General features: G+C 62.7%; 21 protein-coding genes. 10 read left to right on the top strand and 11 right to left on the bottom strand.

From position 1 onward, the window contains the following. Window positions 1-10 precede the first annotated feature (10 nt). A complete protein-coding gene (araD, locus tag RG540_RS11785) occupies window positions 11-1,741 on the bottom strand; it encodes an L-arabinonate dehydratase (protein WP_038588052.1) in 1,731 nt (576 codons plus the stop codon). 187 nt (window positions 1,742-1,928) lie between these two features. Between araD and RG540_RS11780 the strand changes: the two genes are divergently transcribed. From RG540_RS11780 to RG540_RS11740, 9 genes are all read left to right on the top strand, one after another. Continuing rightward, window positions 1,929-2,597, top strand: a complete 669-nt coding sequence (locus RG540_RS11780; RefSeq protein WP_038588049.1) for a GntR family transcriptional regulator — start codon at window positions 1,929-1,931, stop codon at window positions 2,595-2,597. A 25-nt stretch (window positions 2,598-2,622) separates the two neighbouring features. Further along, on the top strand, window positions 2,623-3,531 hold the full coding sequence (locus tag RG540_RS11775; RefSeq protein ID WP_038588046.1) for a dihydrodipicolinate synthase family protein: 909 nt from the start codon (window positions 2,623-2,625) through the stop codon (window positions 3,529-3,531). Between the two features lie 107 nt (window positions 3,532-3,638). Further along, window positions 3,639-4,841 (top strand): mandelate racemase/muconate lactonizing enzyme family protein, encoded by a 1,203-nt coding sequence (locus RG540_RS11770; RefSeq protein ID WP_038588043.1) that lies wholly within the window; start codon window positions 3,639-3,641, stop codon window positions 4,839-4,841. Further along, window positions 4,841-5,713: an SMP-30/gluconolactonase/LRE family protein gene (locus RG540_RS11765; protein WP_038588040.1), complete on the top strand. Its 873-nt coding sequence runs from the start codon at window positions 4,841-4,843 to the stop codon at window positions 5,711-5,713. The genes RG540_RS11770 and RG540_RS11765 overlap by 1 nt, the downstream gene beginning before the upstream one ends. Window positions 5,714-5,743: 30 nt before the next feature. After that, window positions 5,744-6,634, top strand: a complete 891-nt coding sequence (locus tag RG540_RS31120) for an aldose epimerase family protein (protein WP_051909360.1) — start codon at window positions 5,744-5,746, stop codon at window positions 6,632-6,634. 213 nt (window positions 6,635-6,847) lie between these two features. Next, window positions 6,848-7,759, top strand: coding sequence for a glycine betaine ABC transporter substrate-binding protein OsmF (gene osmF, locus RG540_RS11755; protein ID WP_038588037.1), 912 nt, complete (start codon window positions 6,848-6,850; stop codon window positions 7,757-7,759). Window positions 7,760-7,843: 84 nt separating this feature from the next. Then, a complete protein-coding gene (locus tag RG540_RS11750) occupies window positions 7,844-9,010 on the top strand; it encodes an ABC transporter permease (protein WP_038588035.1) in 1,167 nt (388 codons plus the stop codon). Next, the gene (locus RG540_RS11745; protein ID WP_038588033.1) at window positions 9,007-9,945 is read left to right on the top strand and encodes an ABC transporter ATP-binding protein; all 939 of its coding nucleotides are present in this window, start codon (window positions 9,007-9,009) and stop codon (window positions 9,943-9,945) included. Before RG540_RS11750 ends, RG540_RS11745 begins: the two co-directional genes overlap by 4 nt. Beyond that, window positions 9,942-10,685 carry an ABC transporter permease gene (locus tag RG540_RS11740; RefSeq protein ID WP_038588030.1) on the top strand — a complete coding sequence of 248 codons (744 nt, stop codon included), beginning with the start codon at window positions 9,942-9,944 and terminating at the stop codon, window positions 10,683-10,685. The genes RG540_RS11745 and RG540_RS11740 overlap by 4 nt, the downstream gene beginning before the upstream one ends. On the opposite strand, the gene RG540_RS11735 is transcribed toward RG540_RS11740, so the two are convergent. The 10 genes from RG540_RS11735 to murA form a co-directional block, all read right to left on the bottom strand. Further along, window positions 10,682-11,602, bottom strand: coding sequence for a DMT family transporter (locus RG540_RS11735; RefSeq protein ID WP_038588027.1), 921 nt, complete (start codon window positions 11,600-11,602; stop codon window positions 10,682-10,684). The genes RG540_RS11740 and RG540_RS11735 overlap by 4 nt on opposite strands. Before the next feature lie 48 nt (window positions 11,603-11,650). Next, window positions 11,651-12,766 carry an anhydro-N-acetylmuramic acid kinase gene (locus RG540_RS11730; protein ID WP_038588024.1) on the bottom strand — a complete coding sequence of 372 codons (1,116 nt, stop codon included), beginning with the start codon at window positions 12,764-12,766 and terminating at the stop codon, window positions 11,651-11,653. 10 nt (window positions 12,767-12,776) lie between these two features. Then, entirely contained in the window at window positions 12,777-13,802 is a 1,026-nt protein-coding gene (locus tag RG540_RS11725) for a serine hydrolase domain-containing protein (RefSeq protein WP_038588021.1), read from the bottom strand. Window positions 13,803-13,814: 12 nt separating this feature from the next. Continuing rightward, window positions 13,815-15,560, bottom strand: coding sequence for an ABC transporter ATP-binding protein (locus RG540_RS11720; RefSeq protein WP_038588018.1), 1,746 nt, complete (start codon window positions 15,558-15,560; stop codon window positions 13,815-13,817). Continuing rightward, window positions 15,557-16,396 (bottom strand): ABC transporter permease, encoded by an 840-nt coding sequence (locus tag RG540_RS11715; RefSeq protein WP_174479285.1) that lies wholly within the window; start codon window positions 16,394-16,396, stop codon window positions 15,557-15,559. The genes RG540_RS11720 and RG540_RS11715 overlap by 4 nt, the downstream gene beginning before the upstream one ends. Next, complete coding sequence (locus tag RG540_RS11710) at window positions 16,396-17,358, bottom strand: ABC transporter permease (protein WP_037083485.1); 963 nt, start codon at window positions 17,356-17,358, stop codon at window positions 16,396-16,398. The genes RG540_RS11715 and RG540_RS11710 overlap by 1 nt, the downstream gene beginning before the upstream one ends. Before the next feature lie 36 nt (window positions 17,359-17,394). Then, the gene (locus RG540_RS11705) at window positions 17,395-18,915 is read right to left on the bottom strand and encodes an ABC transporter substrate-binding protein (protein ID WP_038588011.1); all 1,521 of its coding nucleotides are present in this window, start codon (window positions 18,913-18,915) and stop codon (window positions 17,395-17,397) included. Window positions 18,916-18,992: 77 nt separating this feature from the next. Beyond that, entirely contained in the window at window positions 18,993-19,916 is a 924-nt protein-coding gene (gene murQ / locus RG540_RS11700) for an N-acetylmuramic acid 6-phosphate etherase (RefSeq protein WP_038593605.1), read from the bottom strand. Window positions 19,917-20,096: 180 nt separating this feature from the next. Then, window positions 20,097-20,981: an N-acetylglucosamine kinase gene (locus RG540_RS11695; protein ID WP_038588008.1), complete on the bottom strand. Its 885-nt coding sequence runs from the start codon at window positions 20,979-20,981 to the stop codon at window positions 20,097-20,099. After that, window positions 20,978-22,234: a UDP-N-acetylglucosamine 1-carboxyvinyltransferase gene (murA, locus tag RG540_RS11690; protein WP_038588006.1), complete on the bottom strand. Its 1,257-nt coding sequence runs from the start codon at window positions 22,232-22,234 to the stop codon at window positions 20,978-20,980. The genes RG540_RS11695 and murA overlap by 4 nt, the downstream gene beginning before the upstream one ends. A 228-nt stretch (window positions 22,235-22,462) precedes the next feature. On the opposite strand from murA, the gene RG540_RS11685 reads away from it, so the two are divergent. Then, window positions 22,463-23,314: a MurR/RpiR family transcriptional regulator gene (locus RG540_RS11685; RefSeq protein ID WP_038588004.1), complete on the top strand. Its 852-nt coding sequence runs from the start codon at window positions 22,463-22,465 to the stop codon at window positions 23,312-23,314. Window position 23,315: the final 1 nt, after the last annotated feature.

The following is a 23,315-nucleotide window of genomic DNA, read 5'->3' as shown; positions in this document are numbered from 1 at the left end:
GGTTCTCCACTCAGAAAATGTCGGGCTCGCCGGCGGTCGCGCCGAATTGCCGTTCGAGGAAATCGAAATCGCAGCCTTCGTTGGCCTGCTTGATGTGCTTTGAGAACATCCAGCCATAACCGCGTTCATATTTATCGGCCGGGGCCACCCATTCGGCGCGGCGGCTGGCGAGCGTCTCTTCGTCCACCAGCATGTCGATTGAGCGGTTCGGCAGGTCGACGCGGATGATGTCGCCGGTGCGCACCAGCGACAGCGGCCCGCCGATATGGGCTTCCGGCGCCACATGCAGGATGCAGGCACCGTAGCTCGTGCCGGACATGCGGGCATCGGAAATGCGCAGCATATCGCGATAACCCTGTTTCAGGATCTTCTTCGGGATTGGCAGCATGCCCCATTCCGGCATGCCGGGACCGCCCTTCGGGCCGGCATTGCGCAGAATCAGGACGTGATCGGCGGTGACGTCCAGATCCTCGCGGTCGATCATCGCCTTCATTTCGGGATAGCTGTCGAAGACGAGGGCAGGGCCTTCGTGAACCCGCAGCCGCGGTTCGCAGGCCGAGGGCTTCATGACGCAGCCGTCCGGCGCGAGATTGCCTTTGAGGACCGCCAGCGAACCCTCGTGGTAGATCGGGTTGGAAAGCGGGCGAATGACGTCGCTGTTATAGACTTCCGCACCCTTCAACGTTTCGCCGAGCGGGAAACCGCTGACGGTCATGGCGTCGAGTTTCAGGAGATCCTTGATCTCCGACATCAGGGCGCGCAGGCCCCCGGCGTAATAGAAGTCTTCCATCAGGTATTTGTCACCGGTCGGACGAATGTTGGCGACAACCGGCGTCGTGCGTCCCGCCTTGTCGAGATCGTCCAGCGTCAGCGGCACGCCGGCGCGGCGAGCCATCGACAGGAGATGGACAACGGCATTGGTGGAACAGCCGGTCGCCATGGCGACGGTCGTGGCGTTGTGGACCGCGTCGGCCGTGATGATCTTGTCCGGAGTCAACTCGTCCCAGACCATTTCGACGATCCGGCGGCCGCACCGCGTGCTCATGCGGATATGGTTGACGTCGGCGGCGGGAATGGAGCTCGCGCCGGGGAGGGTTAGGCCGAGCGCCTCGGCGATCGCTGTCATCGTGCTTGCGGTGCCGAAGGTCATGCAATGGCCGTAGGAGCGAGCGATGCCTTCCTCGACACCGGTCCACTGCTCTTCGGAAATCGTGCCGGCGCGGCGTTCGTCCCAGTATTTCCAGGCGTCAGAACCGGAGCCAAGCCATTCGCCCTTGTAGTTGCCGCGCAGCATCGGGCCGGCGGGCAGGAAGATCATCGGGAAACCGGCGCTGATGGCGCCCATGACCAGAGCTGGCGTGGTCTTGTCGCAGCCACCCATCAACACAGCCCCGTCGATCGGGTGGGCGCGCAACAGCTCTTCCGTCTCCATGGCGAGGAAGTTGCGGTAGAGCATGGAGGTCGGCTTCAGCGCGCTTTCGGAGAGCGACTGCACCGGCAGTTCCACCGGAAAGCCGCCCGCCTGCAGGACACCGCGCTTCACATGCTCGACGCGGTCCTTGAAATGGGCGTGGCAGGCGTTGAGGTCGGACCAGGTATTGAGGATAGCGATGATCGGCTTTTTGCCCCAATCCTTCTCGTCATAACCCATCTGCATCATGCGGGAGCGATGTCCCGACGAACGAAGATCATCCGGCGCGAACCAACGTGCGCTGCGGAGATTGGCTGCTTGCTTAGTCATGCTTGCTCTTCCAGAAATCCTGCCATCATTCCGGTGTCGATTATGTTTCGATCCGGGGACGGAGCTCCTCCCGCCCGGCATCAACTTAAACAGGCTTTGCGGAAATTGATATATCAAGTTTCAGATTTCTGCCTTGATATATCAAATTTCAGGTGTTAGATCAGCGCCATAAGGATGGAGGATATGAATGGGAGGTGACGACGCACTTCTGCCCGTGGAGCCGGTTTTTCTGAAAAGCCTGCGCGACCACGTCTATGGCCTAGTGCGCGACGCCATTCTTGCCGGCCGGTTGAAGGGTGGTGAAAAGCTCAACGAGCGTCATCTCGCCAGTCAGCTTGGCATCAGCACGACGCCGCTGAAGGAGGCCTTGCGCGTACTCGAAGCCGAAGGCTTGGTACGATCAGAGCCCCGCCGCGGGATCTACATCACCTTCAATGCCGGTCAGGCGGAAGAGATGATGCTGGCGCGTGCCGCGCTCGAAAGCATGATCGCTCGCCAGGCCGCCAAGCGGGTCAAGGATGAAGATATGGCCATGATGCGCGAGCTCATCGTTGAGATGCGGGCCGGCCTCGAGACGGTGGACGTGCTGCAGCTCATCGCTCTCAACGAGCGCTTCCACAACGCCATCCATGAAGCATCTGGTTGCGGTTATCTGCGTCGCCTGCAGGGCGGCCAGAACATCTACACCCATGCGGCCCGTCTCAGCGTGCTGTCGGAAGAGCGGGAGCGCTTCCTGGCGGTCGAGGAACATGAGGCCATTGCCAACGCGATCGCCGCCCGCGAGCCGGATCTCGCCGAGCGGCTGATGCGCGACCACGTCATTCGCTCGGGCGAGAAACATCTTCTCCGGGTGTAGCAAGTCGGGAATGGGGGAAACGGACATGAATATCCGCGATTACAAGCGCGTCCTCACGGGCATTTCGGGCGTCCACGTGACTGCCTACGACAACCAGGGGACGATCGATCCTCACTTGACCGGCAAGATCATCCGCCGCATTGCCGACGCGGGCATTCACAACATCGTCTGCGGCGGCAATACCGGCGAGTTCTACAGCCTTCAGCATGAGGAAGTGCTTCGACTGCAGGCTATCTGCGTTGCAGCTGTCGAGGGCAAGGCAGTTGTCACCGCGGCAGCCGGCCGTTCGGTCGGCGAGGCGATTGCGACCGCCAAGTCGGCCAAGCATGAAGGCGCTCAGGGAGTGATGGTCCATCACCCGCTCGATCCATTCGCCGCACCCCGCTCGCAGGCCGACTATTTCATCGCCATCGCCGAGGCTTCGGAACTGCCGCTCGTCGCCTATGTGCGGTCCAATGCGATGGCCGTCGACGACCTTGCCCGCATTGCCACCCATCCGAACATTGCCGGCGTCAAGTTCGCCTCGACCGATATGATGCTGTTTTCCGAATGCGTGCGGGCGACCGAGGGCACGGATGCGGTCTGGATCTGCGGTCTCGCCGAGGGCTGGGCGGCACCTTTTTACGCACTCGGCGCCAAAGGCTTCACGTCCGGCCTCGTCAATATCGATCCGACCCGGTCGCTGGCGATCTGGAATGCGCTCGAAGCGGGCGATTATGCCAGGACGCGGGCGCTGGTCGCCAAGATTGCAGGCTTCGAAATGTTGCGCACCAAGTTCAACAACGGCGCCAATGTCACGGTCGTCAAGGAGGCTTTGGCCTTGCGAGGCGAAAACCTCGGGCCGGTGCGTCTGCCGGGCCTGCCGGCACTCGATGCCGCCGACCGCGATCGCCTCGAACAAATCTTAAAGGGCTGGGAACCTGTCGCCGCCTGAGCGTCGAAGGAGAGGCCTCGCGAATACCGGCGTTCCTGGCGCCGTTCACTGATCCCGCGACGACGGATCACCCGCCGTCCCGTCCTTCGTTCATCCGGATAGACCCCATGAAAATCACGGCGCTTGAAACAGTCCAACTTCCCAGCCTGAACAATATCATCTGGCTTCGCATCCATACGGACGAAGGGATCATCGGCCTCGGCGAGACCTTTCGCGGGGCGGATGCCGTCGCGACCTACCTGCATGCGGAAGTCGCGCCGGCGCTGATCGGTAAGAACCCGCTGGAGATCGACCGGATTTCCAAGCAGCTGACCGAAACCTACGTGGGCTTCCGTTCCTCGGGCGTCGAAATCCGCGCGGCATCCGCCGTCGATATCGCGCTCTGGGACATCCTCGGCAAGGTCACGAACCAGCCGATCCATCAGCTTCTCGGTGGCCTCTCGCGGCCGTCGATCCGCACCTACAACACCTGCGCCGGCTATTCCTACAACAGCCGCGGCTCGCGCCGCTACATCGGCGACGCCGACAAGCCCCAAGGCCCCTATGATGATCAGGTCGCCTTCACCAATGATGCGGGCGCACTTGCCGAAAGCCTGCTGTCCGAAGGCATCACCGCCATGAAGATCTGGCCGCTCGATCCGTTCGCGGTCGCCAGCGGCGGCAATTTCATTCATCGGGATGACCTCGAAAAAGGGCTTGAGCCGTTCCGCAAGATCCGCGATGCGGTCGGCACCAAGATGGAAGTGATGGTCGAGTTGCATTCGATGTGGGATTTGCCGTCGGCGCTGGCGATCGCCCGCGAGATCAAGGAATTCCGCCCCTTCTGGATGGAGGACCCGATCAAGATGCAGGACACCGAGGCGCTGGTGATCTATGCGGAGCGTTCGGGCCTGCCGGTCTGCGCCAGCGAGACGCTCGCAACCCGCGCCCAGTTCGTCGAACTCCTGCGCAAGAATGCCGTCGACTACGTCATGCTCGACATTTCCTGGTGCGGTGGTTTGAGCGAGGCGAAGAAGATCGCCACCATGGCGGAAGCCTTTCAGCGGCCGATCGCGCCGCATGACTGCACCGGCCCGGTCGTCTTCACCGCCTCTATCCACCTGGCGCTCAACGCGCCGAACGCAGTCTTCCAGGAGTCGGTACGCGCCTATTACTCGACCTGGTACCGCGATCTCGTCACCGTCATGCCGCGTATCGAAAACGGCCAGATCTATCCGTTCGAAGGAGCGGGCCTCGGGCTGGAACTCAGCGATTACGTTCTCGACAATCCCGATGTCATCCGCCGCACCACCAAGGTCGGCGACCTGTGATGCGTTTCGAACCGGTTAGTCGCCTCAGTCTCGGGCTTGGCGAAGGCCCGGTCTGGGACGAAAGACGCAATCTCGTCTTTCTCTGCGACATCCCGACCGGCCGGCTGCTGGCGATCCGGCTCGGCGACGGCCAGGTCGATGAGTGGGTTCTCGGTACCAATGTCTGTTCGCTCGGGCTTTGTGAAAGCGGCCGGCTGGTCGTGTCGCTGGCGCGTGAGATTATTCTCTTCGACCCGGAGACCGGGGAGCGTGAGACGCTCGCACATCTCGACGGCGAGCTTGAAACCAATCGGCTCAATGATGGCAAAGTTGGACCTGACGGTGCCTTCTGGGTCGGCACGACCGACCAGCGGCCGGAGCGGCAGCCAATCTGTTCGCTCTACCGCATCGGCGCGGACGGTAAGTTTGCTGTCAAGAAGAGTGGGCTGCTGATCTCGAACGGGCTCGCCTGGTCGCCCGACGGCGCGAGCATGTATCATTCGGATTCGGGCGGTCAGTGGATCGAGCGGCATGATTTCGATGCCGCGACGGGCGAGATCGGCGAAGGTGTTCGGATCGCCACGCCCGGCGAAGCGGATGGGCGGCCGGATGGCGGCGCGACTGATGCCGACGGCTTCTACTGGAGCGCCGGCGTTTCTGCCGGATGTCTCAATCGTTATTCGCCTGAAGGAGTGGTGGCCGGCAAATATCCGCTGCCGGTTCCGACGCCGACCATGCCGTGTTTCTGCGGTCCTGATCTCAAGACGCTGCTCGTCACCTCGCACCGCTATCTTTCGCAGGAGAGGCTGGAGGCATATCCTTTGAGCGGCGCGGTGCTGGTCGCATCCTCGCCGGTCGCCGGGGTGCCGGTGGCACGCATGAAAGGATTTTGACGTGGAATTTCGACAAGGCAAACAAAATCGATGACTGACGCATCCATTTACACGCTCAAGGCTGACCGTTGCGAACTGGTTGTCGATGCCGGCCATGGCGCCAGCCTCACCTCCTTCCGGTGGCGAAAGCCTGATGGTGAGTGGTTCGAGATCCTGCATGCCTGCCCGCCGGCGCAGGTCGCATTGACCGGCGGCTCTTTCATCATGGCGCCGTTTGCCAATCGGCTGGATGCCGGCCGCTTCCTGAACGCCGACGGACCGGTTGAGGTCCCCCTCAACCGGCCGGAACAGAACATGGCGCTGCACGGATTTTCCCGCGACAGGGCCTGGCAGGTTATCGAGGCCACAGAAAACACGCTGACCCTGGCCGACGATTTTACCCATGAGGCGATCCCGTTCGCCTATCGGCTGGTGCAGCATATCTCGATCGGCCCGGATGGCGCCGAACTGTCGTTGACACTGACCAATACCGCGAACCGTACGCTTCCCTATGGGATGGGTTTTCATCCCTGGTTCCGCAAGGACGAGGAAACCTGGCTGAACTTCGACGCTGAGATCGGTTTCGGCCGTGATCAACGAGGTTTGCCGACCGAGGCCGTTCCAGCCAATAGGGGACTCGATTTCGCCCGCGGTCTCGATACGTCGAAGATGCCGTGGTTCGATGGACATTTTTCGGAATGGGCACCGCGCCAGGCCATCGTCGAGTGGCGACGGGCCGGGGTCAGCATGACGTTTTCGGCGACCGGAGCCCTGACCAACCTGCATGTCTACGTGCCCGACGATCGGCCCATTCTCTGCGTCGAGCCCGTCAGCCACGTGCCCGACGTCCACAATCGACGGGAACTGGCGCGATACGGCGACCTTGAATGGTTGGCACCTGGAGAAACTATCGCGGGGTCCATGGTTCTTCGATTCTCCTGAGCGCAAGAGGACAGAACCATCATTTCTGTTTTTGCCGCGGATCTTGTGAGCTAGACCGTTCGGCGGATAAAAATGCACCGCACAAAATATTTGTCGGATGCGCTCTTCCAGAACTCGCACATTGCATAAATCGCCCTACATAACAGTGGCTTTTATGTGTTCCAGGCCAAGTCAAACGAGGTGGTGACTGGCGATCCGGAGGGAAATTCTGTCATGTCTTTGAAGAAAAAGCTTTTGGGCATAGCTTTTGCGTTTGGCGTCTCGGCCACCATGGCGAATGCCCAGGTCGTCGTCTCGTCCAAGATCGATACCGAAGGCGGCGTGCTGGGCAATATCATCCTTGCCATGCTGAAGGCGAACAACATCCAGGCCACCGATCGTATCCAGCTCGGAGCGACGCCGGTCGTGCGCAAGGCGATCACCGCCGGCGAGATCGACATCTATCCGGAATATACCGGCAATGGCGCCTTCTTCTTCGAAAAGGGCGACGATCCGGCCTGGAAGAACCCGCAAAAGGCCTATGAAGCGGTCAAGAAGCTCGACTACGACGCCAACAAGATCGTCTGGTTGACGCCGTCTTCGGCCAATAACACCTGGGCAATCGCGGTGCGCAAGGATGTCGCGGATGCCAACAAGCTCAAGACGCTGACCGATTTTGGTAAATATGTCGCCGGCGGCGGCAAGATCGTGCTGGCGGCATCGTCCGAGTTCGTCAATTCGGCCGCAGCCCTGCCGGCCTTCCAGACCACCTACAGCTTTAAGCTGAAACCCGACCAGCTGATCACGCTCTCGGGCGGTGATACGGCTGCGACCATCGGTGCGGCCGCCAACCAGACCAACAATGCCAATGCCGCCATGGTCTACGGCACCGACGGCGGCATCGCGCCTTCCGGGCTCGTTGTTCTCGAAGACGACAAGGGCGTTCAGCCGGTCTATCAGCCGACCCCGATCATCCGCGAGGCAGTGCTCAAAAAGAACCCGACCATCGAGGCGGTGCTGAAGCCGGTTTTCGCCAAGCTCGATCTCGTCACGCTGCAGGACCTCAATGGTCGCGTGCAGGTGGGTGGCGAACCGGCCAAGGCGGTTGCCGAGGATTTTCTCAAGAAGAATGGCTTCCTGAAGTAATTCCTTTTCGGCGCGGTTTCGTGTCAACATGGGCCGGGCGCTCCAGCGTCCGGCTTTTTCATCAGTCGTAAGGCAGGGGGCGGTTTGAGAGTTCGGTTCGACAAGCTCGGCATCGTCATAGCCCTTCTTGCCGCCTATGGCGTGCTGTGGTCGTCCTTCGCGACGCTCAAGCCCAACCGCATCGTGCAGGGACAGGCGGAGGCGATGCTTCAGTCGCTGCCGGCCTGGGCGGGCTGGGGCCTGGTCGGCGTGCTCGTTGTCGCGATCGCCGCAGCCCTCTTTCGCACTTCCCCCTGGATAAAGCTGCTTGCCGCCGTTGCGGCGCTTGCGGCGCTGACGCTTTCGATCGGATACGCGGCGACATTCCTGACGCCGGCCGGCAATGCCTATGCCCGCGTCTCACCCGCCTCGGGCTTTTGGATCCTGCTGTTCGCCTTTGCGCTTCTGGCTGCCGATGCGATCACGCGGCTCGATCCGCCGCCGGGGATGCGGGTCCTGTTTCTAGTCCTGGCAGCGGCGGCGATTGGCGCTCTGCTGATGTCGGGAAGCTGGAACGGGCTGTCGATCATGAAGGAATATTCCGGCCGCGCCGATGTCTTCTGGGTCGAAGCGGGCAAGCATGTGGAACTGGCGCTGGGATCGCTGTTTGCTGCTGTCCTGGTCGGGCTGCCGCTCGGTATTCTCTGTCATCGGGTGGCACCGCTTCGGGATGGCGTGCTCAACACGCTGAACCTCGTCCAGACCATCCCGTCGATCGCGCTTTTCGGCCTGTTGATCGCGCCGCTTGGCTGGGTCGCCGCCAATGTGCCGGGGGCTGCGGCGATCGGCATCCGCGGCATCGGGGTGGCGCCTGCCTTTGTCGCGCTGTTTCTCTATTCGCTGCTGCCTGTCGTCGCCAATACCGTCGTCGGGCTTGCGGGCGTGCCGCGCGCGGCAAACGACGCTGCCCGCGGCATCGGCATGACCGGCCGGCAGCGGCTGTTCAAGATCGAGTTTCCGCTGGCGCTGCCGGTGATCCTGACCGCGATCCGCATCGTGCTCGTCCAGAATATCGGCATGGCGACGATTGCTGCCTTGATCGGGGGCGGTGGTTTCGGCGTCTTCGTCTTCCAGGGTATCGGCCAGACGGCGATGGACCTTGTCCTGCTTGGCGCCGTGCCGACTGTGGCGCTCGCCTTTGCTTCGGCCGTCGTCCTCGACGCGCTGATCGAGATGAACTCCCGCGTCCCCAACGGAGCCAGATCCGCATGATCGAGATCGATGCCATCACCAAGCGCTATGACGGTATCGCCGTCGTCGACAATGTCTCTATGGTGATCGAGCCCCGCACCGTCACGGTTGTCGTCGGCACGTCCGGCTCCGGCAAGACGACGCTGATCCGGATGATCAACCGGCTGGTGGAGGCAACCGAAGGGGCCATCCGGCTTGACGGTGAGGACAACCGGTCCATCCCGGGCTACGAGTTGCGGCGCCGGATCGGCTACGCCATCCAGGGCCATGGGCTTTTCCCGCACCGGACAGTGGCGCAGAACATTGCGACGGTGCCTGGCCTGCTCGGTTGGACGAAGGCCCGCACCGACGCCAAGGTCGAAGAATTGCTGACGCTCTTCCAACTCGAGCCGAGGACGTTCGGGCCGCGTTATCCGCACGAACTCTCAGGCGGCCAGCAGCAGCGTGTCGGGGTGGCGCGGGCGCTTGCGGCCGAACCGAACGTGCTGTTGATGGACGAGCCCTTCGGGGCGCTCGATCCGATCATCCGGGCCAAGGCGCAGGAAGATCTGCTGGCGATCCAGAAACATTTCGCCACGACGATTGTCCTGGTGACCCATGACATGAATGAGGCTTTCCTCCTCGCCGACAAGATTGCCGTGATGGACAAGGGCAGGGTGGTGCAATACGGGCCGCCGGCCGAACTCGTCCGTGCACCGGCAACGCCCTTCGTCGAGACGCTGATCGGCGATGCGGAACGGCCGTTCCGGCTGCTTTCGATTGCAAAGGCTGGCGCAGCGGCAGAGCCGGGCGAGGCCGAGGGCGAACCGATCCGCGAGGATAGGAGCCAGCAGGAGGCGCTTGCCGATCTCATCTGGAGCGGTCGGGATGCGCTTCCGGTCATCTCCAGGAGCGGCGCTCCGATGGGGCGGGTGACGCTTGACGCGATCCTCAAGCGCGCCGCGAGGCCACGATGAGGGCTTGGGTGCCGACCATCCTGCGCAGCCTTCTGCTTCTCGTGTTGATCGCCTTCCTGGTCTCGCCGGAAAGTTTCGAGCCGCTGCTGAAGCCGCTCGTGCAGCCGAACGCGCCGGCGATCTACAATCAGGGCAGCCTACTTAGCCTGACGCTCCTGCATCTGCGGACCGTCTTCATCGCGACGCTGGCTGCGACGATCATCGCCGTGTTTCTGGCGATCCTCGTCACCAGGCCGTTCGGGGCGGAATTCCTGGCGCTTTCCCGAAGCCTCGTCAATATCGGCCAGACGTTTCCGCCGGTTGCTGTTCTGGCGCTTGCCGTCCCGGCTGTCGGTTTCGGCGAGAAGCCGACGCTGATTGCGCTGTTTCTCTACGGGCTTCTGCCGATCTTCGAAAACACGCTGACGGCGCTCACCAACCTGCCACGATCGGTGATGGAGGCGGCGCGTGGTTCCGGCATGACACCTTTCCAGCGGCTCATTCAGGTCGAGTTGCCGCTGTCCTTGCCGGTGATCGTCGCCGGCATCCGGCTGTCGGTGGTGATCAGTCTTGCCACAGCGACGATCGGTTCGACGGTCGCGGCAAAGACGCTCGGCGAGGTGATCATTGCAGGGCTGCAGTCCAACAACCTCGCCTTCGTGCTGCAGGGCGGGCTGATCGTCGGCGCGCTGGCCGTGTTGATCTATGATGGGCTCTCGGCGATTGAAGCCATGATCGCCCGCCGGACAGGTGCGGCCTAGCCGTGGCTGGAATCGGTCGGTACGACCGGTTCGACATCCTGTTTCAGGTTGCCGCGATGGAAGATGAACAGCCCGGCGATGACGATGATGCCGGCGCCGGTCAGCGTCTGGACATCCGGGAAATCGCCGAAGAAAATCCATCCGAGCACGATCGCCCAGAGCAGCAGCGTATATTGCAACGGTGCCAGCACCGAGGCCGGCGCCAGTTTCAGCGAGCGGGTGATCAGCAGATGCGCGCCGCAAGAGACGATGCCGAGCAGGAGCAGGGCCAGCAGTTCCCCGGTATTGAACGGGCTCCAGTTGCCGACGGTCAGGAATGCGCCGGCCACGAGGCATGCAAGCGTCTGCCAGGTGACGAGGGTCGCATCCGGGGTTGACCGGAGCGTGCGGTTCAGTACCAGCGCCAGTGCGAAGGAAAGACTGCCGATCAGGCCGAAGATCGACGGCAATGACAGCATTTCGGAAGAGGGACGCAGCGCGATCACCACCCCGATGAAGCCGATCAAGACGGCGAGCCAGCGCCGCCATCCGATGCGCTCGCCGAGCAGGAAATGCGACAGGGCCGCGACGTAGATGGGGCCGGCCATGTAGAAGGTCATGACGTCGGCGAGCGGCAGGTAGGCAACAGCGGCGTAGAAAAGACCGGTATCGGCGGTTGCCAGCACGATCCGCAGCACATGTAGCGGCGGCTTCTCGACCTTATAGAGTGCCGAAATCGGCTGACGGGCGAGCATCGGGCCGAGCACGAAAAAGGCGCCGACCGATCGGATCAGCAGGACCTGTCCAACCGAAAAGCTCGCCACCAGCCATTTGCCCATGGCATCGTTGAGGGCAAACATGAAATCGCCGAGCAGCATCAGCAGTATGCCTGCCAGTACCGCATTGCCCGCTATCGCCGAGGCCGCTCTTTTGTTCATGCTGTGCGAGCGCTCCCGACTCTGATCATGCAATTTGAAAGTGCGGACTTACCCGGCGAGCTTACCACCTTGCAAGGGCTTTGGTGCACCCGTGGTTGTCGGAAAGCTGATCGGCATGCCGCGTAATACGCGAACCGCGAGGAACGCGAAACACTCGGCCTCGACCGCATCCCCCCGCCAGCCGAGCGTATCGGCGGAAACGGCCTTTACGCCGGCACGGCTTTCGAGCATCGACATGATCGTCGGGTTGTGGCGGCCACCGCCGCTGACGATGAGGCGTTTCGGCCGGTGCGGCAGCAGGTCGAGCGCCTTGCCGACCGCGGACGCCGTAAAGGCCGAAAGGGTTGCCGCGCCGGTGGCGTCGTCGAGACCGTCCGCCATGGCAGCCGTGAAGTCGAAACGATCGAGCGATTTCGGATAAGGCGCCGCGAGATAGGGATGCTCGAGAAGCTTTGCGAGGCGTTCCTCGTCGACCTTGCCGGAGGCGCCGAGCGCGCCGTTACGGTCCATTTCGCCGAGGCCGCGTGCCTTGATGAAATCGTTGAGCGGTGCATTGGCCGGGCCGGTGTCGAAGGCGATCATCAGATCCTTGCCATCCCACCACGTTACGTTGGCGACGCCGCCGAGATTGAGCACGGCCGTATCGCCGCTGGTATCGACACCGCGCAGCAGAGCCGAATGATAGGCAGCGGCAAGCGGTGCGCCCTGGCCGCCGGCTCGTACATCCGCCGAACGGAAGTCGTAGGCGACCTTGGTGCCGAGGATCGAGGCCATCAGTTCGCCATCGCCGAGTTGGCGGGTGTCGCCGAGCCTGTCTTTGGTGGGTGCCCGGTGCAGCACACTTTGGCCGTGAAAACCGACGATGCCGATATCGGCCATGGTCAGCCCCGTGCTTTCGACCAGTTCCCCGACGGCGTAGGACTGTGCCTTTGTGAGCGCCTGTTCGGCCTCGCGAAAGATTGCCGGATCGGGTCCTTCGAAATTCCAGACGCGGGCCTGCGCGAGCGTTTCCTCCAGGAGCGTGCGTATTTCCGGCGGATAAGGAGCCAGCGTGTAGGCGCCAAACGTGTCGATCGTCTCGCCGTCCGTCTTCAGGAGCGCCACGTCTATATTTCCGTCGAGAACGGTTCCGGTCATCAGGCCGACAGCCCAGATTGGCTCCATGGTCAGTTCCTCAGGTTTGGTTCACGAGATTGCAGACCGCCTGCCTGAGCGGCAGGATGCCGCTGTCGAAATGGCGGGTCGGGTGAATGCGGTTGGTGAGCAGCGTCACGGCACGGCCCTTGTCGAAATCGATCAGCAGGCTTGTGCCGGTAAAGCCCGTGTGGCCGATCGTTCCGGGGCTGCACAGGCTTCCACCCCACCAGTCGGCATAGGGATGTTCCCAGCCGTGGGTGCGCCTGTTCGAGAGTGGTGCGCGCATCAGCGCGATCGCACTCCCGGACGCGCCGGTGCCGTCGAGCAGGCTTTCGGCGAAGTCCAGAACCGACTTTACCGTGCCGAACAGGCCCGCATGACCGGAACCCTGCAGCGCCGAGCAATTTTCGTCGTGCGCTTCGCCCGAAAGAATCCGCTGCCGCCAGGCGCAGTCTTCGGTGGCGGCGGAATTTTCCGGATCGGTAGACCAGGCGAAGCCCCGGCCGGGATCGAGGTCGCGGATCGTCTTCTTCGCCAGCCGTTCGAGCGCGAAACCGAGCAGGATGAAGTTGATGTCGGAATAGACCGGCGGACCGGCCTTCCATTCCCGCTGCAGGATGAAGGCGCGCAGCAGGTCCGGATCGCGGCCGTAGGTGTAGATCGGTTCGACACCCGGGAACGGCGTCTGATGGCCGAGGCACTGTCGGAAGGTGATCTTCCGCTCCCAGGCCTCTGCATTGTATTGGCGCAGGTCCGGCAGCAGGGTGGTGAGCGGCGCGTCGAGATCGATCGTGCCTTCGTCGGCGAGCTTCAGGATGCGCGTCGTGGTGAAGATCACCTTGGTGAGCGAGGCGAGATCGAACCAGGTGTCCACGGTCATCGGACGTTCAATCGGAACGACTTGCGCCGAGCCGGTCGCGCGGGTCATGCGCCCATGTTTCAGGTCGACGATGCCGAGCACGCCGCCCGGAATGCGCTTGTCGGTAACGGATTTTTCGAGCGGGGCGAAGGCTCTCTCGAAGACGGCGGCAAGTTCGGGACTGGCGGAAGCAGTGTCTTTCATATGGTTACATCCTCAGGCTTCCGCCCGTGCCCGGTGATCCGGTCCACAGGACTGCCATTCGGCGGGCGGCGGCTCGAAACCCGGTGGTCGAACCAGAGACGGGACCTGGCGGGTATCGAGTTCGAAATGCTGGTTGCGGCGCTCGATGCTCGGCACGGCGGAAATCAGCCGCTTGGTGTAGGAATGCCGCGGGTTGGACAAAATCGAGGCAGCATTGCCGATCTCGACGATCTGGCCAGCATAAAGCACCGCGATGCGGTGGGCGATACGTTCGACGACCGCCATGTCGTGCGACACGAACAGATAGGCGAGGCCATATTCGTGCTGCAGGTCGACCAGCAGCTCCAGAACCTTGGCTTGGACCGAGACGTCCAGCGCCGAGACTGCCTCATCGAGCACGACGATCGACGGATTGAGCATCAGCGCACGGGCGATGCAGAGGCGCTGGCGCTGGCCACCGGAGAACTCGTGGGGATAACGCAGGAGGCTGTTTTCGGGCAGGCCGACCCGCTTCAGCAGCGCCACCATTTTCGCCCGGGTTTCCGCGTCGATCCGGCCGCCGGCGGCGATCACCGGTTCGGCGAGGATGCTGTCGATCCGCAGGCGCGGATTGAGCGACGCGTAAGGGTTCTGGAAGACCATCTGCACGGAGGGATCGCTGCCGTCGACGATTGCTCCGTTGTTGGCGGAAAAGCTGCCGCGGGTGGGCTTCACGAGACCGAGGATGGCGCGGGCCGTGGTCGATTTGCCGGAGCCGCTTTCGCCGACGATCGCCAGCGTTTCGCCCGGCATCAGGTCGAAGCCGACATTCTCGACTGCGTGGACCGAGCCCGGCGAGCGGGTGAGGATGCTGCCGGCCACCTTGAAGCGTACTGTGAGGCCATCGACTTTCAGGGCAGGGACAATCGCCTCGGATTTTTCCCGGCTGAAATCGGAACGGGCGGCGCGGCCGGATTCGAAATGCGGCACGGCGCTCAGGAGATGCCGGGTATAGGGATGTTTCGGCTGATCGAGGACGTCGCCGAGCGGTCCCTGCTCGACCGCTTCGCCGGCCTGCATGACCATCACCTTGTCGGCAATGCCGGCGACGAGGCCGATGTCATGGGTGATGAAGATCATCCCCATGTCGGTCTCACGCTTCAATTCGCCGAGCAGAGCCATGATCTGGGCCTGGACGGTTACGTCGAGCGCGGTCGTCGGCTCGTCGGCGATCAGCAGGCGCGGATTGCAGGCGAGCGCCATGGCGATCATGACGCGCTGGAGCATGCCGCCGGAAAGCTGGTTCGGCGTGTATTTGAGGCGCCGCGCGGCATCCGGAATACGGACGCGGTCGAGCGCGTCCTTGGCCGCAGCCGTTGCCTGCCTGCCAGTCAGGCCACGATGCAGGCGAAACGATTCCTCGATCTGGCGGCCGATTGTCAGCACAGGGTTCAGCGAGGTCATCGGCTCCTGGAAGATCATGCCGATCTCGGAACCGCGGATTTTTTCGAGCACCGGCTCTTCAGCCTTGGTGATATCAAGAATGCTGCCGTCGGCGCGCTTCAGGGTGATCGAACCGCCGATGATCCGGCCGCCGCCGAAATCGACCAACCGGTTGATGGAGAGCGCCGTCACCGATTTGCCGGAGCCGCTTTCTCCGACGATCGCCAGCGTCTCGCCGGCATCGAGGTCGAAGCTGACGCCCTTGACGATTTCATTCTGCTTCGGGTCACGCCCGAAACCGACACGCAGGCCGGATACCGAGAGAAGCGACGTCATGGCGCGGACCTCCGCGTCTTGGGGTCGAGGATGTCGCGCAAGGCATCACCCAGCAGGTTGAAGCCGAGAATGCTGATCATGATCGCGACCGCCGGGAAGATCAGCATCCAGGGCGCGTTTTCCATCAGGTTGCGGCTGTCGGCGAGCATCAGCCCGAGAGAAGAGGCCGGCGGCTGGGTGCCGAGGCCGAGGAAGCTCAAGCCTGCCTCGGTGAGCAGCGACCAGGCGAGCGCCAGCGTCACCTGAACGGTCAGTGGCGCCACCAGGTTGAGGAGCAGATGCCGGGTCAGGATATAGCGGCGGCTCGAACCGAAGGTGCGGGCAGCGTCGACGAATTCGCGGGCCTTGATCGAGAGCGCCGGGCCGCGCACCACGCGGGTGAAGATCGGCGTGTAGACGATGGCGATCGCAGCCACGCTCGTCCAGGTGCCGGGGCCGACAACGGCGATGATCAGGAGCGCGAGCAGGATGGCCGGGAAGGCGAGCAGCACGTCCATGATGCGCATCACGAGGCCGTCCCAGGCCTTTCCGAACCAGGCGGCCGTGAGGCCGAGCACAGTTCCAGCAACCGTCGCGATCGCCACCGAGCAGAAGGCGACGAGGAAGGACTGGCCGACGCCGTTCATCAGCCGGCTTGCTACATCGCGGCCGAACAGGTCGGTGCCCATCCAGTAGACGGCATTCGGCGCATGCAGACGGTCGATGCGGAACTGCTGCAGAGGATTGTGAGGGGTGACGCCGAACATGCCGAGCAGCGCGACGACGACATAGATCACCACGATCGTACCGCCGATCCTGCCGCTGGAATGGCTGAAAATTGCACGCAGCATCGACATCAGTTGCTCTCTCCGAGCCGGATGCGTGGATCAAGCGTCACATAGGCGAGGTCGACGAGCAGGTTGACCACCATGAAGTTGAAGGCAATGAACAGCACACAGCCCTGCACCAGCGCATAGTCGCGCTGCAGGATGGCTTCGAGCACGAGGCGGCCAAGACCTGGAAGAGCGTAGATCTGCTCGACCAGCACGGCGCCGCCGAGCAGATAGCCGAATTCGACGCCGCTCAAGGTAACGACCGGGATCAGTGCGTTCGGCAAGGCATGGCGCCAGATGACGCTGCGTTTCGGCACACCTTTCGAGCGCGCCGTGCGGACATAGTCGTCGGAGAGGACATCCAGCATGGCGGAGCGCGAGATGCGGGTGACCGAGGCGGCGAAGGCAAAACCGAGCGTGATCGCCGGCAAGATCATCTGCCCGAGATTGCGGAGGGGGTCGGTCAGGAACGGCGTGAACTCGCCCATGGTCGGCAGGATGCCGAAACCGGCCGACAGCGCATAGATGATCAGCAGGCCGACGACGAAATTAGGGGTCGATTGGCCGATCATCGCGAAGATGCGCACCGCCAGATCGGAGATTTTTTCGTTGCGGGTGGCGGCGAACACGCCGGCCGGCAGGCCGACCAGAAGGGCCACGCACATCGACATCAATGCGAGCTGCAGCGTGAGCGGAAAACGTTCGAGGATGATGGTGAGCGCCGGCTTGCCATGGATCACGGAAATGCCGAGATCGCCCTGGAGAACGCCGAGAAGCCAGCTCCAGTATTGCACCAGGATCGGCTTGTCGATGCCGAAATAGGCCGAGAGCGCCGCCCTCTGCGCCGGAGTCAGCAGGCCGGCTTCGGTGCCGAGCATCGCGGTGATCGCGTCACCCGGCACCAGTCGAATTGCGACGAACACGAGGATCGAGACCCCGAGCATCACGAGCGGAAACGTCAACAGCCGTCGCGCCAGGTAACTCATTCGCCCACCAACCTCGTATCCGTCATGCTTTCGCGATTACTGCAACGTGACCTTGCTCAGGCCGAACAGCGAGCCTTCCGGCGTCGGCACGAAGCCCTGAACATTCTTCTGCTGTGCCGTGTAGCTGTAGGACGTGTAGAGCCAGGCCCAGGGGGCGACTTCGACGAGGTGCTTTTCGAAGTCGGCGAAGATGGCCTTGCGCTTGGCAGGGTCGGTCTCGACGCGGCCCTTCTGCATCAGGCTGTCGAGCGTATCGTCGATGTAGTTGGTGACCTTCTGCAGGTTGCCGGTCTTGGTCCAGTAGCGGTTGTACATGGAATAGGGATCGGCACGGCCGCCGTTCAGCGCCACCGCCATGTCAAAGTCGCCCTTCAGCCAGGCGTCGACATAGACGTTGAGCTCCATCATCTTGATGTTGAGCTTGACGCCGATTTCGGCGAGCTGGGACTGGAGGACCTGCGCTTCGGCGGCTGCGGTCGCAGGCTCGCCATTGGCGGCGATCACGGTCGCGGTGAAGCCGTTCGCAAAACCGGCATCCGCCATCAGCTTCTTCGCCTTGGCGATATCCTGCTTGTAGCAGAACAGCGCGCTGGCATCGGACGTGTAGCCGGGCATGGTCAGCGGGCCGGTGACCTTGCCTTCGCCGACCGAGGCTGTGTCGAGCACGTCCTTGCGGTCGATGGCGCAGGAGATTGCCTGGCGCACGGCGAGAACGTCCATCGGCTTGCGGGACGGGTTCATCTGCAGGACGTGGTAGGCGAGAACCGGTGTGCGGTTGAGCACAAGGCTTGGCTCCTTGGGCACGAGGGTTGCGACCAGCGGATCGTTGATCAGCGCAAAGTCGACCTGCTTGGTGCGCAGTGCCGCAAGGATAGCGGTTTCATCCGGCAAAACGCTGATGTCGATGCCGTCGATCGCGATCTTGCCGCCGGCCCAGTCCTTGTTGGCGGAGAGCGTTTCCTTGGAATTCGGCTCCCACTTGTCGAGCTTAAACGGGCCGGAACCGAGCGCCTTGGTGCCGATGGTGCCGGCCGCGATTTCAGCCGTCGGTACGATGGCGGCATTGATGCTTGCCATGGCGGTCAGAAGCGGTGCGTCCGGCTGCGACAGCTTGAAGACGACCGTCGCCTGGTCCGGGGTCTCGATCGAGGCGATCGACAGGAAGTTGGCGCGGGCGGCAGCGGCGGTCTTTTCGTCGAGAAGGCGCTCGAAGGAGGCCTTCACGTCGGCGGCCGTTACCGGCTTGCCGTCCTGGAATTTTGCGTTCGGGTTAAGCTTGAAGGTCAGTTGCTTGGCGTCGGCTGCAAATTCCCAGGAGGCTGCGACGGCCGGGACGATCTGCAGGTCCTTGTCGAGGCGGACGAGCGGCTCATAGATCAGTTCCAGCAGGCGGATCGAGGAAAATGCGGTCTGCTTGTGCGGATCAAGGCCGGTCGCATCCTGCTTCCAGGCCATTTTCAGCGACGCGGCTGATGCCGGCGAGGCGATCGCGGTCGCGCCGATAGCGACAGCCAGCGCAAGGCTGGACAGCAGTTTAGTCGAAAGATGTCTTCCCATTTTTATTCTCCCTCTTTTGATATCTGTTCGTCGTCTCGACCCAGCCACATTCGAGCAGCGGCCGTCATTCAGCAGCTTTACGCTGTCTTCCCATCAATTGCCTTGCGGAGGAAGCCTCCGGCACCGTCGAGCGCTACGCGCGCCGTATCGACATTCATTCCGGTCAGCGCGATCAGGATCGCCAGTTTGACGTCGTTGCCGGTGAGGTCAAGCACGCGGCGCGCCTCTTCCTTCGTGCAGCCGGTCGCCTGCATGACGATGCGGGCGGCGCGGGCGACGAGCTTCTGGTTGCTGGCATGAAGATCGACCATCAGGTTCTGATAGCTCTTGCCGATGCGGATCATGCTCGCCGTGGTCAGCATGTTGAGTACGAGCTTCTGGGCCGTGCCCGATTTCAGCCGCGTCGAACCGGTCAGGATTTCCGGGCCGACGACCGGCGAGATGGCGATATCGGCAATATCGGCAATGACGGCGTCGGGATTGCAGGAGAGAGCGACGGTCTTCGCCCCGATCTCCTTGGCATAGTTCAGGGCGCCGATAACGTAAGGGGTGCGGCCGCTGACGGCGATGCCGACAACGACGTCGTTTGCGGTCAGGCCGATGCCGACGAGATCCTGCTGGCCCTGTTCCGGGCTGTCCTCGGCGCCTTCGACGGCGTGCTGCAGGGCGTGGCTGCCGCCGGCGATCAGGCCCACGACCATGCCTTCCGGGACGCTGAAAGTCGGGGGGCATTCGGAAGCATCGAGCACGCCGAGGCGGCCACTGGTGCCGGCGCCGATATAGACCAGCCGCGCGCCATTCTGGAACGCGCGAACGATTTCGTCCACGGCCTCGGCGATCTGCGGGATCACCTTTTCGACTGCGGTCGCGACGCCCTTGTCTTCATCATTGATCTCGCGCAGGACGTCGATGGTCGGCAGGAGATCGATATCCATGGAGCGAGGATTGCGGTCTTCCGAAACCAGTCTTTCCAGTTCGGATATCAGCCGTTCGTCGCTCATGACCCTGCCTTCGAGATCGGGGTGCGGCGCAGCGCTTCGCAGGATCTGCGTCATACGATGTTGCTCCTCACCCTTCGTTGCCTTTCCCAAAGGATTAGGATCATCCATTCCATGAGTCAATTGAGTATTGGAATATATTATTCCATTTCTTCTTAGGCCTACCGAGACGCGGGATCAGGATCAGGAGGCTTGCAGGGCCTTGCGGGCGAGAATGATCGCGCCCGAGACGGCATCGCCGTCGGCGGGTTTCAGACGGCGGCGGACGTCGGGCGCCAGCCAGGCCTCGAGCGGGCTCGACAGCCCGCCCAGCAGCGTGACGCGCGGCGCGCCCTGGTCGAACAGCGTACGCACCAGCGTATCGATCTGTTCGGCGGCGCTCTGGACGATGCGGCGGCCGACGGAGTCGCCCTGGTCTGCATGGCGCATCACCATCGGCGCCAACGAGGCATAGTCGGTGGCCGACGACCGGTCCATCCAGCCGATGGCTTCATAAGGATCGTTCTGGAAACGTTGCATGACCTCGATGAGCAGAGCGGTTTTCTCGATCCGCCCGTCATGAGCCCGAAGCGCCAGCTGCACCGCTTTCAGGCCGAGATCTGCACCGCTGCCTTCGTCCGAAATGGGAAATCCGTAGCCGCCGAGGCGCAGGTCGCGGCCTTCTGCAAAACCGAGCCCGATCGAGCCGGTGCCGGCAATGACGATCGCGCCGTCGCGACCCGAATGCGCGCCGAGGCACGCACCCATGCCGTCGCTGACGAAATCGATGCTGGCGAACGGATGCGGGATCGCCTTCAAGGCTTCGACGGAACCCTTGCGACCGGTGCCTGCAAGGCCGACGCCCACATGGGTGAGGGCCATCTTGTCGGGTCCGAACCCGGCTTCGTCCAGGGCGGCGTTAAAGGCGCGCGAGATCGAGGCCCAGGCCTGCTCGATGCCGAGCCGCGTCGTTGCAGGGCCGGAAAGACCCTGGCCGAGTACGGCGCCGGATTCGTCCTCAATACGGGCGCGGCAGCCGGTACCGCCGCCATCGACACCCAGGAAAAAGCGTTCGGTTCCGGCCGTCATGCGCTGATCCGCTCGATATCGGCTCCGCATTGGCCAAGCTTACGGTCGAGTTGTTCGTAACCACGGTCGAGGTGGTACACGCGGTTGATGGTCGTTTCGCCCGACGAGACCAACCCGGCGAGTACCAGCGAGACGGAGGCGCGCAAATCCGTCGCCATCACCTGCGCACCCTTCAGTGGTGCTCCGCCGCGTACCAATGCGGTGGTCCCCTGGAGCGCGATATTAGCGCCGAGGCGCATCAGCTCCGGCACGTGCATGAAGCGGCTTTCGAAGACAGTTTCGCGGATCAGCGAAGCGCCTTCGGCACAGGCGGCGAGCGCCATGAACTGCGCCTGGAGATCGGTCGGGAAACCCGGATAGGGTTCGGTGGTGATATCGGTTGCCTTCAGCGGTCCTTCGCGCGAAACGACAAGGCCGCGGTCGCTCGGCCAGATGCTGACGCCCATCGTCTCTAGCACCTGCACGATGGAGGCCATGTTTTCCAGTCGTGCGTTGGTGAGCTCCAGCATGCCGCCGGTGATCGCGGCTGCCACGGCGTAGGTTCCTGCTTCGATGCGGTCGGGAATGCCGTGATGTTTCGCCGGCTGCCAGGTGGTTGAGCCCTGGATCAGGATGCGGTGGGTGCCGGCGCCTTCGATACGTGCGCCCATGGCGATCAGGCAGGCGGCAAGATCGGCGACTTCGGGTTCGCGGGCGGCGTTGAGGATTTCGGTTTCGCCCTTGGCGGCGGTCGCGGCCATCATCGCCGTCTCCGTGGCACCGACGGATGGGGAGGGAAGCACGATGCGGCCACCCTTCAATCCGCCCGGTGCCGAGGCAACGATCAGGCCGCTCTCGATATCAATGTCCGCGCCCAGCGCTGCCAGCGCCTTGACATGCATGTCGACCGGACGCGCGCCGATGGCGCAGCCGCCGGGGAGCGATACGCGCGCCTGGCCGAAGCGGGCGAGCAGCGGTGCAAGGACGAGCACGGTGGCGCGCATCTTGCGAACGGTGTCGTAAGAGGTTTCTTTGGAGACGATTGCCTTGGCGTCGACGATGGTGGAATGGCCGGTGCGGGTGACGACGGCGCCATGCAACTCGACGACCCCCAGCATGTTTTCCACATCGCTGACCTGTGGCAGGTTGGTGAGTTCGACCGGGTAGGGGCTGAGCAGCGTTGCCGCGATCTGCGGGAGCGCCGCGTTTTTCGCCCCGGCAATGGTAACGGCTCCCTGGAGCCGATGACCGCCGACGATCCGTAATCTGTCCATGACGAAACCTGTCGAAGAGGTGCGGTGAATCTCAAATCAATCTGCGCTTCCTCGAAACTAAACCACGGCGCGTCTCTGTCAATCATTCGGAATTTTTTATTCCTTTGTGCGGCATTATCTGCGATAATCCATCCTCGGTTTAAGAATGGAAACGCTGTTGTCGACGGGCGTTGCGGTGGTATCCTGCTCCATCGTCCCAACCCTATCGCGAAGCTTCCGAAGGAACGCATGTCAGTCTTAAAGAAGATCAACGCGCAGATAGAGGATATGGCGCCGGCGGACCGGGAGATCGGCCAGTTCATCCTCGATAACCCGGACCAGATGCTGCGGCTTTCCTCCGCAGCGCTTGCGGCCGAGACGGGGCGCAGCCAGTCGAGTGTCGTGAAATTCAGCCAGAAGCTGGGTTTTGCCGGATACCAGGAGCTGAAACTCGCCGTCAGCGAGGCGAAGGCGCAGGAATGGCACGCGCCTCCCGGGATGATCCACGGCTCGATCGAGGTCGGCGACAGTTATCTGACGATCCTGCAGAAGCTTATCGGCAGCAAGATGTTGTCCATGCAGCAGACGCTTGCGGTCAATAACGAGCAGGAGATCGAGCGGGCCCTGACAGCTCTCAACGATGCGCGACGCATCCATATGGCGGGCGTCGGGGCATCGTCGCTGGTCGCTCGCGATTTTTCCTACAAGCTGATGAAGCTCGGCCGCAACGTTCTGCATGACAGCGACAGCCATGTGCAGATGGCGAATGTCTCGACGCTCAACAGTCAGGACGTGCTGCTGGCACTTTCCTATTCCGGCACCAGTTTCGAGACGCTGAGGATTGCCGAGTTGGCGCGCCAGCGCGGCGCGACGGTGATTGCGATTACCGGTCTCAATGGCAATCCGCTGATGCAGGCGGCGGATATCCGACTTTATACGGTTGCGGACGAGGAGCGCGTGCGGTCCTCGTCGATCACGGCGCGCGATGCGCAGCTGATGCTGACGGACTTGCTGTTCATCCTGCTCGTCCAACGCCAGCCGGACGCCAACGAATATGTTCATAACAGCGAACTTGCGGTCTCTGTCCTGAAGGCCAAGTGAC

It is taken from the genome of Neorhizobium galegae bv. orientalis str. HAMBI 540 (assembly GCF_000731315.1).
GTDB lineage: Bacteria > Pseudomonadota > Alphaproteobacteria > Rhizobiales > Rhizobiaceae > Neorhizobium > Neorhizobium galegae.
This window is presented reverse-complemented; position numbering and strand designations above follow the sequence as displayed.

Bases quoted from the DNA above. Each gene is read 5' to 3' on its own strand.
- RG540_RS11695 (WP_038588008.1), bottom strand. From the start codon at position 20,981: ATGACGGCCGGAACCGAACGCTTTTTCCTGGGTGTCGATGGCGGCGGT.
- RG540_RS11725 (WP_038588021.1), bottom strand. From the start codon at position 13,802: ATGAAAGACACTGCTTCCGCCAGTCCCGAACTTGCCGCCGTCTTCGAG.
- murQ (WP_038593605.1), bottom strand. From the start codon at position 19,916: ATGAGCGACGAACGGCTGATATCCGAACTGGAAAGACTGGTTTCGGAA.
- RG540_RS11715 (WP_174479285.1), bottom strand. From the start codon at position 16,396: ATGTCGATGCTGCGTGCAATTTTCAGCCATTCCAGCGGCAGGATCGGC.
- araD (WP_038588052.1), bottom strand. From the start codon at position 1,741: ATGACTAAGCAAGCAGCCAATCTCCGCAGCGCACGTTGGTTCGCGCCG.
- RG540_RS11710 (WP_037083485.1), bottom strand. From the start codon at position 17,358: ATGAGTTACCTGGCGCGACGGCTGTTGACGTTTCCGCTCGTGATGCTC.
- RG540_RS11765 (WP_038588040.1), top strand. From the start codon at position 4,841: ATGCGTTTCGAACCGGTTAGTCGCCTCAGTCTCGGGCTTGGCGAAGGC.
- RG540_RS11745 (WP_038588033.1), top strand. From the start codon at position 9,007: ATGATCGAGATCGATGCCATCACCAAGCGCTATGACGGTATCGCCGTC.
- RG540_RS11685 (WP_038588004.1), top strand. From the start codon at position 22,463: ATGTCAGTCTTAAAGAAGATCAACGCGCAGATAGAGGATATGGCGCCG.
- RG540_RS11705 (WP_038588011.1), bottom strand. From the start codon at position 18,915: ATGGGAAGACATCTTTCGACTAAACTGCTGTCCAGCCTTGCGCTGGCT.
- osmF (WP_038588037.1), top strand. From the start codon at position 6,848: ATGTCTTTGAAGAAAAAGCTTTTGGGCATAGCTTTTGCGTTTGGCGTC.
- RG540_RS11740 (WP_038588030.1), top strand. From the start codon at position 9,942: ATGAGGGCTTGGGTGCCGACCATCCTGCGCAGCCTTCTGCTTCTCGTG.
- RG540_RS11735 (WP_038588027.1), bottom strand. From the start codon at position 11,602: ATGAACAAAAGAGCGGCCTCGGCGATAGCGGGCAATGCGGTACTGGCA.
- RG540_RS11720 (WP_038588018.1), bottom strand. From the start codon at position 15,560: ATGACGTCGCTTCTCTCGGTATCCGGCCTGCGTGTCGGTTTCGGGCGT.
- murA (WP_038588006.1), bottom strand. From the start codon at position 22,234: ATGGACAGATTACGGATCGTCGGCGGTCATCGGCTCCAGGGAGCCGTT.
- RG540_RS31120 (WP_051909360.1), top strand. From the start codon at position 5,744: ATGACTGACGCATCCATTTACACGCTCAAGGCTGACCGTTGCGAACTG.
- RG540_RS11780 (WP_038588049.1), top strand. From the start codon at position 1,929: ATGGGAGGTGACGACGCACTTCTGCCCGTGGAGCCGGTTTTTCTGAAA.
- RG540_RS11770 (WP_038588043.1), top strand. From the start codon at position 3,639: ATGAAAATCACGGCGCTTGAAACAGTCCAACTTCCCAGCCTGAACAAT.
- RG540_RS11730 (WP_038588024.1), bottom strand. From the start codon at position 12,766: ATGGAGCCAATCTGGGCTGTCGGCCTGATGACCGGAACCGTTCTCGAC.
- RG540_RS11775 (WP_038588046.1), top strand. From the start codon at position 2,623: ATGAATATCCGCGATTACAAGCGCGTCCTCACGGGCATTTCGGGCGTC.